Source organism: Virgibacillus sp. LDC1, from assembly GCF_025792345.1.
GTDB classification, from domain to species: domain Bacteria; phylum Bacillota; class Bacilli; order Paenibacillales; family Paenibacillaceae; genus Paenibacillus_AQ; species Paenibacillus_AQ lautus.
The window spans coordinates 1-13,790 of sequence record NZ_JAOXLZ010000003.1; the positions used below are offsets into that span (position 1 = coordinate 1).

General features: G+C 51.4%; 13 protein-coding genes. 8 read left to right on the plus strand and 5 right to left on the minus strand.

Going from position 1 to position 13,790, the window contains the following annotated elements; translation table 11 throughout:
* The coding region (locus tag OHJ21_RS23670) for a hypothetical protein (protein WP_486021327.1) at positions 1-2,990 on the minus strand (2,990 nt) is incomplete at its 3' end.
* 650 nt (positions 2,991-3,640) lie between these two features.
* Here OHJ21_RS23670 and OHJ21_RS23675 point away from each other — a divergent pair.
* A complete protein-coding gene (locus tag OHJ21_RS23675; protein ID WP_100540052.1) occupies positions 3,641-5,146 on the plus strand; it encodes an HD-GYP domain-containing protein in 1,506 nt (501 codons plus the stop codon).
* Between the two features lie 193 nt (positions 5,147-5,339).
* Here OHJ21_RS23675 and tatC read toward each other — a convergent pair whose 3' ends face one another.
* Together tatC and OHJ21_RS23685 are read right to left on the minus strand one after the other, a co-directional pair.
* Positions 5,340-6,110, minus strand: coding sequence for a twin-arginine translocase subunit TatC (tatC, locus tag OHJ21_RS23680; protein ID WP_100540053.1), 771 nt, complete (start codon positions 6,108-6,110; stop codon positions 5,340-5,342).
* Positions 6,111-6,133: 23 nt separating this feature from the next.
* A complete protein-coding gene (locus OHJ21_RS23685; protein WP_100540054.1) occupies positions 6,134-6,385 on the minus strand; it encodes a MerR family transcriptional regulator in 252 nt (83 codons plus the stop codon).
* Positions 6,386-6,664: 279 nt separating this feature from the next.
* Between OHJ21_RS23685 and OHJ21_RS23690 the strand changes: the two genes are divergently transcribed.
* The 7 genes from OHJ21_RS23690 (at position 6,665) to OHJ21_RS23720 (ending at position 11,180) form a co-directional block, all read left to right on the plus strand.
* A complete protein-coding gene (locus tag OHJ21_RS23690) occupies positions 6,665-8,269 on the plus strand; it encodes a flavin monoamine oxidase family protein (RefSeq protein WP_486021328.1) in 1,605 nt (534 codons plus the stop codon).
* Between the two features lie 20 nt (positions 8,270-8,289).
* Positions 8,290-8,841: a RidA family protein gene (locus tag OHJ21_RS23695; RefSeq protein ID WP_486021329.1), complete on the plus strand. Its 552-nt coding sequence runs from the start codon at positions 8,290-8,292 to the stop codon at positions 8,839-8,841.
* A gap of 91 nt (positions 8,842-8,932) precedes the next feature.
* The gene (locus OHJ21_RS23700) at positions 8,933-9,148 is read left to right on the plus strand and encodes a twin-arginine translocase TatA/TatE family subunit (RefSeq protein ID WP_012818889.1); all 216 of its coding nucleotides are present in this window, start codon (positions 8,933-8,935) and stop codon (positions 9,146-9,148) included.
* A gap of 241 nt (positions 9,149-9,389) precedes the next feature.
* Positions 9,390-9,593, plus strand: a complete 204-nt coding sequence (locus tag OHJ21_RS23705) for a CsbD family protein (protein ID WP_100540057.1) — start codon at positions 9,390-9,392, stop codon at positions 9,591-9,593.
* A gap of 32 nt (positions 9,594-9,625) precedes the next feature.
* On the plus strand, positions 9,626-9,901 hold the full coding sequence (locus OHJ21_RS23710; RefSeq protein WP_100540058.1) for a hypothetical protein: 276 nt from the start codon (positions 9,626-9,628) through the stop codon (positions 9,899-9,901).
* Positions 9,902-10,056: 155 nt separating this feature from the next.
* Positions 10,057-10,731, plus strand: a complete 675-nt coding sequence (locus OHJ21_RS23715) for an NAD(P)H-binding protein (RefSeq protein WP_486021330.1) — start codon at positions 10,057-10,059, stop codon at positions 10,729-10,731.
* A 68-nt stretch (positions 10,732-10,799) separates the two neighbouring features.
* On the plus strand, positions 10,800-11,180 hold the full coding sequence (locus tag OHJ21_RS23720; RefSeq protein WP_100540060.1) for a RidA family protein: 381 nt from the start codon (positions 10,800-10,802) through the stop codon (positions 11,178-11,180).
* Between the two features lie 131 nt (positions 11,181-11,311).
* On the opposite strand, the gene OHJ21_RS23725 is transcribed toward OHJ21_RS23720, so the two are convergent.
* Positions 11,312-12,076 (minus strand): tryptophan-rich sensory protein, encoded by a 765-nt coding sequence (locus tag OHJ21_RS23725; protein WP_100540061.1) that lies wholly within the window; start codon positions 12,074-12,076, stop codon positions 11,312-11,314.
* 96 nt (positions 12,077-12,172) lie between these two features.
* Positions 12,173-13,789, minus strand: a complete 1,617-nt coding sequence (locus OHJ21_RS23730; protein WP_486021331.1) for a response regulator — start codon at positions 13,787-13,789, stop codon at positions 12,173-12,175.
* Between the last annotated feature and the right edge of the window lies 1 nt (position 13,790).

Genomic DNA, 13,790 nt, shown 5'->3' on the forward strand with positions numbered 1-13,790 from the left:
GTACCCGTGAGAGAGCCGTTCGCAACGTGAGTACCGGATATCGTTTCCTTCGCAATCTTGCTTCCCGTAATTCCACCGTCCTGCACAAGTTCCGTTGTGATCGCGCCCGCTTCGATATGCTGCGAACCGATGCTGGAGATTTGCAGGTGATGGGGAAGAACGGCCCCCTCCGCCAGCTGCCTCGATTTTACGGCCCCCGGCTGCAATTGATCGACGCCAACGCTGTCCGGTTGCAGGTGGACATGACCGACAGACTGATTTCCGAGATGTGCTGCGTTGATGGAGTACGGCGCCAGGTGATGGCTCTGAATTGAGAACAATTCAATATGCTTGGAGCTCACAGCGCCTTCGGCGAGATGTCCGCTCTGGATCGATTCTCCGGCGACATGTTCAGGAAGGATGGCGCCGTTCGTGATATGTGCGGACTCGATGCTCTCTGCCTGAATGTGCCGGGCATTGACGGAGCCGGAAGCAAGATGGCGGCCGGTAACCGATCCTTCATCCATATGCTGTGATTTGACAATATCCACGCCCAGGTGGTCAGACTGGACGCTCGCTTCTTGCAGGTGCACCGCTGAAATGGAGAGAGGCTTGATCTTATCACCACTCACGGCGTTCGCTTGCAGCGCGGCTCCCGAGACTGACGAAGGCGAGAGGTGGGCTTCCGTAATGGATTGTGGCCCGATTTTTACGCCCGGGATGCTGCCGTCCGCGAACAACGCTTCCGCTGAGCGGCTTTCATCGGCCAAATGGCTTAACGTGATGGATTTTTTCTTCAAGTGATAGCCATGAATGGCTTCCTGCACGATATGTTTGCCCAGGATGGATTCCAGTCCCAGATGTGCGCCCTCTACAGCCTGCGGAGCAATTTTTTCCGAAGTAACGGCCTTGTTCTGAATGGCTTCTGAAGTCACCGAATTCGGCGAGAGATGAGTGGATTGAACAGCTTTTGGAGCTATTTTTCCAGCAGAGACACTGCTCTCAGCCAGTTTATTTGAAGTTACGGCAAGGTCTGTCAGTTTATCCGTGGACACGCTTTCCGGAGACAGCTTCGGCGAGGTTACCGCATGGTCCCCCAAATGTCGAGGCGCAATTACCCCATCGCCGATCGAGGACTCCACGATGCTGCCTGCAGCAATTTTATCTGTCGTTACCGCACCCTGTGCGAGTGTTTGTGTCCGTACGCTTCCCTTCTGCAGATGGCGGCTGGCAACAGAGCCATCGGTCAGATGAGGCTCGCGAACCGCACCGTTTTGCAGGGCTTCGGCGCCTACACTGCCTGCTGACAAGTGCTGCTGCTGAATGGCTTCATTGGCAATATTGCCGGAGGTTACGCCATGCTTAGCAATTATGGCTCCGCCAACCGATCCAAGCGCAAGCTTTTGGCTCGTCACGCTCTCGGGTGCCAGCGTCTCTTCGCCGACGGAAGCGGGCTGAAGATGCTGTTTTCCGATCGATCCGTCAGCCAGATGCTGTTCCGCTATCGTTTTGGGCTGAATGGCACGCCCTATGACGCTCTGAGGCGCGAAATGCTGAGGTAAGATGCTGCCCTCGGCAATATGCTCGGCATTTACTGCATCCGCAGCGAGATGCCGGGTATGAATGGCATCCGATGCAATCTGGTCCGATTCGACCGCGCTCTTTGCCAGATGGCGCGTTTGAACGGCTTCATTGGCAATTTTGGTAGGGAGTATGCTCTGGTCCGCGATTTTCGAAGCCGTAACCGCCTGTTCAACCAGCTTCACCGTATGGACGGATTGATCGGCGAGCTTGGAGCTTGTGACACTGGAATCAGCCAGATGGCGGGGGGCAACAGCGTTGATGCCGATCTGATCGGAACCGATGGAGCCGAACTGGATTTGCCCTGATCCTATGGCTCCGTCCGCTAAATGGCGGGCGCTGAGCGAGCCTTCCTGAATATGCCCGGCGTTGACGGCACCGTCAGCAATGAGGCCTGACCCGATGCTGCCGGCAGCAATATGCTCCGCAGTTACGGCCTCGCTGGCCAAATGTTTGCTCTCGATGCTTTGCGGTTTTATGTGAGAACCCGAGATGGTATCATCGGCAATTTTTTTTCCTGTTACGGCACCTTCACGGATTTTGGTCGAAGTGACTGCATCCTCGGCAAGCTTGGAGCTATGGACGCTCTCATTAGCGAGATGGCGTGTTTCTACGGCGCTGGATGCGATTTTGTCTCCTTGAACCGCCTGGTCTTCGAGCAGGTCGCTCGTCACGAGTAGCTGTTGAAGATGACGTGCAGTAATAGCCCCATCCGCGATTTTGTCGCTGACCACGGCGTGGTCTGCCAGCTTCTGCGAGGTTACGCTGCTATCCTTGATCTTGCTGGCATTGACGGAGCCGTCTCGAAACTTGCGCGTAGACAAGATGCCATCCATCAGATGTTCTCCTGTGACCGATAATGGCGCGATTTTTCCGGAGGTTACAGCTTCGTCGGCAAGGTGCAGACTGGTGATGCTGTAATCCTGTATGGCTTCAGGCCCGACGGCACCACGTGACAGCTTGGATGCTGTGACCGCTCTCGAAGCGATCCGGCTTTCGGTTACCGCATATTCCCCTATGTCCTCTGTATATATGAATGCACCCTTAATTTCAGGCATTTCCTTTTCCATAATCAGCTGCACATGCTCAATCTCTATCTCGGGAAGGGATGGGGGATCGGTAGGCACGGACGGAGTGTCAGCGGCTACAGCATCTTCTGTAGGTAAGCTGGAATCTTCGTCAGATATCGATAGTGGAGTGTTTTCTTTGTTTTCCTTGTTTTGTTTGTTTTCTTCTTGTTTTAATTCCATAAGGCCGATAAGATCCTCATCCAAATCCATAATGGTAGCAGCTGAAAGGATGTGGGCATCTTTATCTTTTTTGAGGCTGCGTCCTTTATTTCGCTCAAGCAGATCAAGCTCCCTTGTATGGGGATCTACCCTGTAGGGCTGGGAAGAGGAAGATGATGGGTTTTTCTTCTTTTTCTTCAAAACAACACGCTCCTTCCGAATACTCATCGTCTCCGGTATCATATGCAGCCGTTTAGGCGGCTGTCACTGGTCTTTTGGGATTCGACAAACGAAAGAGCAGCGTAACATGGAAAAGGACCCGGCCAAAGGCCGAGTCCTTGATTGAGCGCTAAAAAGCACATATAAAATTTAACCCCTGACGGCCAATAACGGCTGTACAGTCGGTTCCGTATTTGAAGTTTCTTCAAGAATCTTTGCTTCTAAAACGACAAAAGCCCTGCCTCTCTTTCGTCCTTGCGGCTCCGATGACCGCTCCAGTGTGAATCAGAAAACTGTTCCATAAAACTCTTACTCGTAGGGTCATAAAATAGGAATTTGCACTTCAACAGAGATGTAAATAACCATGTTTCGAGGAACTAACGGGGTTAAACTTCATATAACAATTACTTATTATAGCACACGTGCTCGTAATAAGCAAAGATATTCAAATGAATATTAGAATGTCATGCAAAAATGCTTGATTTTTTCCTGAAATCCAACGATATTCATATTAACAGTTTTTTCTTGCAAATTCTGCTGCTGCGCTCTTAAAATTGTAGCATCATGTCGAATACGTTCAGAGCTCATATGCCTTGCCGATGTTATCATCTGTTAATGAAAGTAGGCGTTCCATGCAACTGTATAAGTCTTTTCTTAAACAGCTAATCCGGAACTATATGATCGGGTCCATTGCAGCTGTGCTTGTTGTGGGTGGCGTATTAATGGTAACGACTCTGGAAATTCCTATTGAGGAAGGCGTGCGTCTTGTGGTCATACTGGCCATTTCGTTCATGGTGATGATTGCGTCGGAGCTGACCGTCTTTCTTCGGCATTTACGACCGATTCACGCGGGGTTTAATGAAGGGAATACGGATTTGGAAACGTTGGAAAAAGCATATTTGAGTATACACCGCATGCCGCGTTTAGCGGTATACCGCATATTCGGACCTCATCTGCTCGGTTTGTCGCTTCCGGCCATTCTGCTTACGGTTTGGATGATGGAGCAGGGAAAATTGAATTTTCCGCCGTTCTATATATGGCTGGCTTGTCTTGGGGCGGTCCTGCTAGCCAGCTGTCATGCCATGATCGAATTCTTCCTGACGATCGCTGCTATCCGTCCGCTGATTAAAGAGATTCGGCGGCAGGCGTTGTCGCGTTATGGCGTGGATTTCTCCCTTGAGGGCCATGTATTCATGGCGATTCGGACGAAGTTTCTGCTGAGCACGATGCTGATCGGCACCTTTCCGCTGTTTCTGTTCAGTCTGGCGGTGCAGATTCGTCTGGAGGGGCTTAGTCAGATCGTAGCACAGCAGTACTGGGGCTGGGCGGGATTTATATTGCTGCTTGGTGTCGGTTTTGCTTATATCGGCGCCTGGCTCTTGACCCAGGATTTACAGCGGCCGATCCGGCAGCTGTACCGGGCGATGAATGAGATTAAGGAAGGGCGTCTGATTCAGACCTCCAATCTCTATTCCGATGAGTTTTCCAATCTGATCGCGGGTTTCAATATGATGGTTCGCGGACTGCAGGTGCGCGAGGAGCGGAATCGCAAGCTGCTGGACAGTTACTTTGCCGCCCTGGCAGCGGCGCTGGATGCCAGAGATCCTTACACGGCAGGACATTCGCTTCGGGTGGCGGAATATTCGGTGTTACTCGGCCGGCTGGCTGGACTTAGCGAAGAGCAGATAGATCTTTTGCACAAGACGGCATTGCTGCATGATATCGGCAAGATCGGGGTTCGGGACAACATTTTGCTGAAGGAAGGAAAACTGACGGCAGAGGAGTTCGATCAAGTAAAGACTCACCCGGCTCAAGGAGAGAACATTCTCCTGCAGATCGAGCCTGCCGATGCCATGGCACCTTATCTAGAGGGGGTGCGATCCCATCATGAGCGGTATGACGGGTGCGGATACCCTGACGGTTTGAAGGGGAAGGAAATTCCGCTGTTCGGCCGGATTATTGCCGTGGCCGATGCCTATGATGCCATGACGTCGGACAGGCCGTACCGCAGCGGCATGAAATCCGTTGATGCCTTGAACATACTGGAAGCCGGCAGGGGAACCCAGTGGGATCCCGAATATGCGGGCATGTTCGTTAAATATATGAAAGCGGAGAAGAAGGTCATTACGATCCGCTAGTGGTAATAAGCAGGGAATCGCTGCTGGTTCAATAGAATAGGAATAAGAAAGAGGCCGTACCTGTGCAGGTAAACGGCCTCTTTATTGTGTGACTGTCGTTAACATATCACTGGACCCCAGGACAGCTAAGCAAGTGGTTGCGATCTCCATGCTGCTCCCGTCGTTTTGGCTAGGGATGAATGAAAACCGGATATCATATCATCTGGTGAGCCGTATCGATTTCCGTGCCTTCTTCATGCTCCACATGCTTCTGTTTGCGATGCATCCAGCTAGCCAGCCATGTGCTGATCTCATACAGACCAATGAGCGGGATGGCAACCATCAGGTGGGATACGAGGTCAGGCGGCGAGATCAGCGCTGCAACGATCACCAGAACGACATAGGCATACCGCCTCATCGTGTGCAGAATGGCCGGGCTTAATATTCCTATTCGCGTTAGAAACAGGACGACGACAGGCAGCTCAAAGGCAAGGGACAGCGGGATAATGATATTGAACATGAACCCGAAGTACTGGGAGACACCATATGTTTCCACGAGTTCCATTTGACTGTTGATTCCCGTCGTAAAGGCAAGACTCATGGGGAAAACGACAAAATACGCGAAACAAACCCCTATGATAAAGCATAACGCAGAGAAGGGGATAAACCGGAGAGCTGCTCTCTGCTCGCGGTTATTCAGCCCCTGATTGACGAACAGCCATATTTGATAAAGGGCAAATGGCAGGGTAGGAAGCAGCGATAATACGATGCTTATGCTCATATAGATGCGCAGTCCGTCCCATGGCGAGAATACGTTCCAGGTTACCTGAAAGGCTGGCGAGTGATGTTTCAATACGGATAACATATGGGGAGCGGCAATCAAGCCGGCAGCCATGCTCAGAATGAAGACGGCGGCCACCTGAAGGATCCGCTTCCTTAGCTCGGCGATGTGCTCCAGCATCGTCATCGTATTCTTGAACTCCATAGTCTCGTTCACTCCTTTCTACATCATCGGAAGATGGGCGTGCAGCGCTGTTTTTTCGTTTTGTTCAATTCTTTAAGTTCAAATGTATTAAATCCCTCCTGCATTTTTTGATGGATTTCCTGGATGATCTTCACATCCTCAAAAGAATATCGGCGATTCCCTCCCTTCGTACGCTCCGGAAATATAAGCTTCCGTTCCTCGTAATACCGGATTTGCCGTTCCGTCAAGCCGGTCAGTTCGCAAACAACCCCAATACTCATCACCTTACTCTCCATGATCTTTACCTCCTATGTAAGTATTGTTAACCCTGAGCTGCTGTAAATGGCTTGGGATTAAAACCGAAGAAGATAAAACGGCAATAATTTGGGCTTATTCATTTTGTTTGGAAGGATTTATGACATTATTTTATGAAAAACAGGGTGAAAAAGCAATCACTTTTCAAAAATAAAAAAATCATGTAAGAATTCCTGACAAGTTTTAAGTCAAATCTTGTTTTCTCTGCTAAGATCGGCTCATGAATCCAATCACACAAACTAGCGAAGGAGTGAACGAGGGTGGCTACAAAAGAACAACCAAAAGAGATGACCCGGAGGCAATTTCTGACGACTGTTGGCAAGGTGGGCGGCTCTGTCGCTGTCTTCAGCTTGATGGGTACGATGGGGCTCCTTACACCGGAAACGTTGAAAGCAGCGGGATATACGCCTCCCGGGAAGGATGACTTGAACTTAAGCGGCCGCGGCGGCAAGAAGATTATTATTCTCGGCGCAGGGATCGCGGGTCTGACGGCGGCGTATGAGCTCGGTCTTGCAGGTTACGACTGTACGATATTGGAAGCGAAAAGCTTCGCCGGTGGGCGCAACTGGACGATCCGCAAAGGAACCTCCGTGGCCGAGATCGGATCCGGCCGCCAGACGTCCCGCTTTGATAACGGACTGTATTTCAATGCAGGTCCGATGCGGATTCCGCAGTTTCACGTCACGCTGGATTATTGCAAGAAGTTTGGCGTAGCCATCGAGCCATTCAACAATGTGAATGAGAGCGGCTATTACTATAACGAGAACGTGGGGGCTTTATCGGGGCAGCGCGTCCCCAAGCGTGCAGCCAAAGCCGACGTGCGCGGATACGTGGCCGAGATGCTGGCCAAAGCCGTGAATCAAAATGCGCTGGATCTGCCGCTGACGGCGGAAGAGAAGCTGAAGCTGGTCGATTACCTGAAGGCCGAAGGAGATCTGAATCCGGACCTGTTCTATAAGGGATCGGAGCGCGGCGGATATAAGGATGAACCGGGAAGCCGCCTGGATGCGGGTGTGCTCCGGGATCCGTTCGATTTGAAGGCGATCATCAATTCCGGCTTCGGGAAATATTTCAGCAACGAATACGGTTACGACCAGCAGATGATGATGTTTCATCCCGTAGGCGGCATGGACGCCATCGTTAAGGCATTTGAGAAACGGGTAGGCAGCCGGATCAAGTACCGGGCCGAGGTGAAGGAAATTCGCCAGTCTACCCCTGGTGTGCGGATTGTGTACGCGGACGGCCATTCCGGCAGAGAGCAGGAAATCCGCGGCGATTACTGTATCTGCACCATACCGCTGACGGTGCTGAAGAAGATCCCGGCCGACTTCTCGCCGGAGATGTCCAAAGCGATCAGCAGCGTTGGCTACGCCTCCGCCGGTAAAATCGGTTTGCAGTTCAAGCGGCGCTTCTGGGAAGAGGACGAGTATTTGTACGGCGGCAGCAGTTTGACGAATATGGACATCACGCAAATCTACTATCCGCCGACAGATTATTTTGGGAGGAAGGGGATCCTGCTTGGCTATTATGCGTACGGAGGCATCGCTGATAAACTCGGCGGCATGTCGTATGCCGAGCGCGAGAAACTGGCGTTGACGCAGGGTGCCAAAATCCATCCGCAGTATCCGAAGGAGTTCGAGGCATCCTTCTCGATCGATTGGAAGAAGACCAAATACCAGGAGGGGGGCTGGGTATCCTATTCCGCCAATGATAGGAAAACCTACTACCCTACCCTCTGTAAGCCGGATAACCGCATTTACCTGGCAGGGGAGCACATCAGCTACATTACGGCCTGGCAGGCAGGCGCCATTGAGTCCGCCCGCGAGGTCGTAACCGATATCCATCAGCGCGTGATGAAAGCATAAATAGAAGGGAGACAATTCCAATGAAAAATAAATTGAAGACGATCCTGGCGCTGGCCATGCTGTTCAGTGCCGTGAGCGTGACCGCGTATGCGGATAACGCTTCTGCCCATAAGAAGCCGTCCAAAGCCACACTCTCCCCGAAATTTTACGGCAGTCCTACCTCCTCTATTTCCAGCGGGGTTATCGTACCCGAGGGAGCTTCCTATCTCTTTACAAGCGGGACGGTTCCGCCCTTACTGAACAAGGATGGCAAGACGATTTATGAGCGCTATGGCGATACGAAAACCCAGGGGATCGGCATCTTGAAAGAAATCGAGAAGCAGCTGAAGGAGCAGGGACTGACAATGAAAGATGTCGTTTATTTGAGAGTGTACCTGACCCCGGATGCAGCCAAGAACGGAACCTTTGATTATACCGGTTGGTTTGATGCTTACGCCCAATTTTTCAATATGAAGGAGAATCCCATTAAGCCTGCGCGTTCCACCGTGGGAGTAGCCAGCCTCGTGAACGCCGATTGGTTGATTGAGATTGAAGCCGTCGCCGTGTACCCAAGCAAGGATAAGAAGAAGTAAGTTGTTATGATTCCATGAAACTAGCCGATCCAAAGCGGCTTCGTTTCCAAAAAGCACAGTCACCATCACTTATTAAAGGAGTTGGGTCCTTATGTTCCAAAATGTCGGCTTTGTCGGATTGATGATGATTTTGATTGTCGTGCTCATTCTGTTCGGGCCTTCCAAGCTGCCGGAACTTGGCCGGGCGGTGGGCCGCACGTTATCTGAATTCAAAGCTTCCGCAAGAGAACTGGTTGGGGAAGATAAAGAGGAGGAAAAGGACAAGGAGAGGGAAAGGGAAGGGGCGGTCATCAAACTGAAGGGATGATGTGGAAGTTTTTGTTTCTTGGGATAGGAAATCGGATGTGCATGCGGAAGTAAAGCGGCCCCCGTGGATCTATTGAGATCTATGGGGGCCGCTTTTTTGAATGCTGATCTTTGGGGAGCGGTTCAAGATTGAACATCGTGATGAATCGTTTGCCAGGATTCAGAAAAACTCCTGAGGGGTATACACAAGTACAGGCAATTCTACATTTCATCATTCATTACTCTAAGAGGAGCTGATATTTATGGATAGCAACGTATTTAAAGGGAAATGGAAACAGATGAAGGGTGAAGCGAAGAAGCAATGGGGCAAATTGACGGATGACGATCTTGATGTGATCGACGGCGAGAAAGATAAATTGGTTGGCAAGCTGCAGGAACGTTATGGGCACACGAAGGATGCGGCGGAGCGTGAATATACGGATTGGAGTACAAGATACCGCGACTAGTCCATAAGACGATAAGGGAGGCAGAACGAATCATGTTGGAATCCCGGGTTGTGACCGGCAAGGTGATCGATATTCGTGACGGCAAGGTGTTTACCTTACACGGAGACATGGTCAGCACCTATCATTTGGGATACTATGAGATGATGAATGAGGAATTTCTCCCTGTCACGGACAGTCAGCAGGCGGCAGCGCCCACCGCGGGCCTCATGGCGGAGGAAACTGCCGAATCCTCCGGCTGGCTCCGCAGAGAGTGGAAACCGCTGACCAGTTTCATAACCGCTTGGAGAAAGAGTGCAAATCGAGCCTGATTTGCACTCTTTTTTTGTCTTTTTAGGCGTGGTTGTCCAGATCATGCGCCATGAGAAATTCATGTGAGTTTTATATTTAGAAAGTCATATTGACTTGGGTCCGATGCGGTGTAGAATGAGGTCAAAAGGAATCATGAATGGAGGGTGGGTTTGAGGTGGGAATGGTTGCACTCGTAGTTGGGGCCACGGGGCTTGTGGGGCGTATGGTAACCGAAGAACTGCTGGGCCGCGAGGAGCTTGAAGAGGTTCGCGTGCTGGTACGAAGTCTTCCTGATATTGCGCATCCCCAGCTGAAGCCCATCCTGGTGGAATGGGATCGGCTGGATCGGTACAGCGAAGCTTTTTCCGGCGTCCATAGCGTGTACTGCTGCCTGGGAACAACGATCAAAAAGGCCGGTTCCCAGCAGCAGTTCCGCAAAGTGGATGTGGATTATGTCATCAAGACAGCCGAGTTGGCTAAGCGGCACGGGGTGAGACAATTTATGGCGGTCAGTTCTGCGGGCGCCGATCCGAAGGTGCGTAATTTCTATCTTCGGACTAAGGGAGAGGTTGAAGAAAAGCTGGCCGGGATCGGTTTTCGGGGGCTGCATCTGTTCAGACCGTCATTATTGCTGGGCGAGCGGCCCGAGCGGCGGTTTGGAGAACGGATGGCATCGGTTCTCATGACTTCCCTCGACTTTGCATTCAAAGGTCCGAAGCTGGCTCCATACCGGGCCATACCCGCGCGGAAAGTAGCCAAGTCGATGGTGAATATCGGCTTAACGGATATGAAAGGCCACCATGTATACACCAATGAAGTCATCCATGTTCTCGGCGAGGCCGTCGATTAAATTTGCCAGAGTACCCGTGGCAGATTACAATGTACACAGATAGGAATACATAGAAAGGGTGACATATCATGAGTAAACATATCATATCGACCAACAAAGCCCCGGGAGCCATCGGACCTTACAGCCAAGCTGTTGAAATCAACGGATTCGTATATACTTCAGGCCAGTTGGGCCTGAATCCGGAAACGGGCGAGTTCGGCGAGGGGGTTCAGGAGCAGGCGAAGCTGTCGCTCAACAACGTAAAGGCGATCCTTGAAGCTGCCGGGACAAGCCTGGATCACGTGGTGAAAACCACGGTATTCCTGAAGGATATGAACGATTTCGCGGTGGTCAACGAAGTCTACGGCAGCTTCTTCTCCGAGCCGTACCCTGCTCGCAGCGCCGTTGAGGTTGCTCGTTTGCCGAAGGACGGACTGGTTGAGATTGAAGTCATCGCCGTTAAGCAATAAGCGTTATTATCAGATGTTAAAAAGGAGCTTTGCCTGCATTGGCAAAGCTCCTTTTTTATGCACTATGAAAATTGCGTATTGAAACTAATCTCCTGGATGAGCAAGAACTGTGCTTTTTGTTAAGACCCGGTTTAATACCGGGATCGTCTCCGATTGCGCGTAAAGAAGAGCCATATAGCATATACGAGCAGGACGATAGAGAGTACGAAGGCGGTCATTAAGATGCTGTCGGTCTCCCGATGCTCGGCCGCGATCGCGATGTAAGCCCAGGTGAAGACCAGCGGCACGATGCTGTCCCGGTAACGCTGGCCGATCAGGAAAGCGAGTAAAGCACCGATGCAGAGCAGCACAATCCCCAAAGTGGTCTCGCGCAGGCCGAAGAGGCTCCAGTCATTCTTCTGAAACACGATCCCGACATTGACAATAAAGGCAGGGCACACCCAGCCGATATATAGGCTGAACGGCAATTTCAGACAGAACTTCTCGCCTGACGTCGGATAGTCTATTGTATGCGTGCGCACATATAGAACCCACAGAGTTAACAGCAGTAACAACATCGCCACGACAGACCATTCAATGTACAAATAGTGCCATAATACAAGCCAAGCCATATTGAATACGCAGCTGACTATAAACCATGGCCCGATGGATCTTACGGAATCGCGGTTTCCGGTGTCACGACGCAGCTGGTAGATGACAAAAAAGAGCAGCAGCACATAGATGACGGACCATATGGAAAAGGCATAACCAGCGGGAGTGATCGCCGTATAATACATATCCGATATCTCCCCGGTTGTTCTGCCGCCTAGGGGCAGCATGCCTGATAACACATTCACGGTGATTACCCCGGCGAAAAACAGCAGATTCCACCAGCGGTACGGGTTGGTGCGGTACATACAATCTCCTCCTGATATCAGTCTGGAATATATAGAATATACCCAAAAGAATGAATATCAAGCCAGCGAACCGGGTAAAGGACGCTGGCCTTCCCCTCAACTCATATGCTTCTTGCGGTATTCGTTGGGCGTGAAACCCTCCATCTTTTTGAATACCTTACTGAAATATTTCTCGTCTTGGTAACCGACCATCTCCGCGATCTGGGCGATCCGGATCTGGGGATTGAGCAGCAGCGTTTTGGCTTTGTTGATTCGAATCCGCCCGAGAAAATCCGATAACGTCACGGCGAATTCCTGTTTGAATTTACGCGAAATGTACTCCCTGCTAAGAAAGAACTTCCCCGCAATTTGCTGAAGGGAAATCTCCTCATGATAGTGCTGCTCCAAATAGCGGGCAATGTCATGAATGATGTGGTTGTCCTTGGAATGGATCTGGGTAAGGACCCGGGATGCCGCATAAAGCCTTCCGCTGATCTGTTCGCGCCAGCGGTCCCAGCAGATCATTCCGTCCTCGCTGTAAGGAAGCGCGGAGGGGAGATCCTGCGAGATTTCAGCGTCTTCGACGGGTTCCTGCGTGCTTTTCACTTCATTTTCCGTCCAGTGATACTGGATCCAGTCCCACTCCGAATTCCACCTCACCAGATGCTCCGGCGATACGAGATCCCTCTCGCGTACATCCTGGAGCCACTCTTCCGTGGCTGTCTCAATGCGCTCCTTACTCCCGCTGAGTGCAGCCAGCTTGAATTTCTCCTCGTAAGAGGAGAGACGCAGGGTGCGCGAGCCTTCGCTTTCAACGGCACGTTCGCGATGGATGCGGCATTTGCCGGTTAATAAATTGCGGCTGCACAAGGCTTGGACGGCATTTAGATAAGCCTTCGGCAGATCATCGGGAAAGGCGCCTGCTTTGGCGGCACCGAAATGGCTCCGCCTGCGAAGGGTGGAGAAGAACCCGTCATTGATTCGTTCCAGCACGTCGTTAAAGGGAAGCCGCGGATTCCAACAGAGCAGAATGATTTCCCCGGGTTTGTCGATGTGTCGAAAGGCAACCCCCTGATCCATCAACAGCTCATTGCAAATATTGATGAGCGTGAAGGATAGCAGATGGCGCCTGTTGCGGAATTTGGACAGCAAAGCTTCGTCAAATTGATCATCGCGCAGCACGGCAACGTTATAGGTCAGGCCGATTACCGGCAGCGTCATCCGGTTCCGCAATTGAGAAACCACGCTGTCCCTGTTGCCGTAGCCGTTAACGAGATCCGAGAGCAGGCGGTCCATATAGAAAGGGGTCATCTGATTCATTTCGATATTCTGATTGGTTATCTGCTGCCGTTTCTCTTCCTCGAGCTGCCAGGTTTGAACCGCTTTGGCCAGCGCCTCGTTCAAGCTGTCCGGTTCAACGGGCTTGAGGATATAGTCAATGCCTCCCGAACGGATCGTATGACGCACATATTCAAAATCATCATATCCGCTAATGACGAGCACTTTAATATCCGGTTTCGTGGTATGCAGCCAGGTGAGCAGCTCCAGTCCGTTTTTGCGGGGCATTCGCATGTCGGTCATGACAATTTGCGGCTTGCTCTCCTCGATTAGTCGCACCGCTTCCTCCCCGTCAGCGGCCTGATCGATTTCCGTGATGCCATGCCGCTCCCAGTCTGCCAGAAGCCCTATTGCCTCCCGCACATGCTGTTCGTCATCTACGATCAATACTCTCATT

Coding starts and splice junctions, on each gene's coding strand:
- OHJ21_RS23675 (WP_100540052.1), top strand. CDS start 3,641: ATGCAACTGTATAAGTCTTTTCTTAAACAGCTAATCCGGAACTATATG.
- tatC (WP_100540053.1), bottom strand. CDS start 6,110: ATGGAGTTCAAGAATACGATGACGATGCTGGAGCACATCGCCGAGCTA.
- OHJ21_RS23685 (WP_100540054.1), bottom strand. CDS start 6,385: ATGGAGAGTAAGGTGATGAGTATTGGGGTTGTTTGCGAACTGACCGGC.
- OHJ21_RS23695 (WP_486021329.1), top strand. CDS start 8,290: ATGAAAAATAAATTGAAGACGATCCTGGCGCTGGCCATGCTGTTCAGT.
- OHJ21_RS23700 (WP_012818889.1), top strand. CDS start 8,933: ATGTTCCAAAATGTCGGCTTTGTCGGATTGATGATGATTTTGATTGTC.
- OHJ21_RS23705 (WP_100540057.1), top strand. CDS start 9,390: ATGGATAGCAACGTATTTAAAGGGAAATGGAAACAGATGAAGGGTGAA.
- OHJ21_RS23710 (WP_100540058.1), top strand. CDS start 9,626: ATGTTGGAATCCCGGGTTGTGACCGGCAAGGTGATCGATATTCGTGAC.
- OHJ21_RS23720 (WP_100540060.1), top strand. CDS start 10,800: ATGAGTAAACATATCATATCGACCAACAAAGCCCCGGGAGCCATCGGA.
- OHJ21_RS23725 (WP_100540061.1), bottom strand. CDS start 12,076: ATGTACCGCACCAACCCGTACCGCTGGTGGAATCTGCTGTTTTTCGCC.
- OHJ21_RS23730 (WP_486021331.1), bottom strand. CDS start 13,789: ATGAGAGTATTGATCGTAGATGACGAACAGCATGTGCGGGAGGCAATA.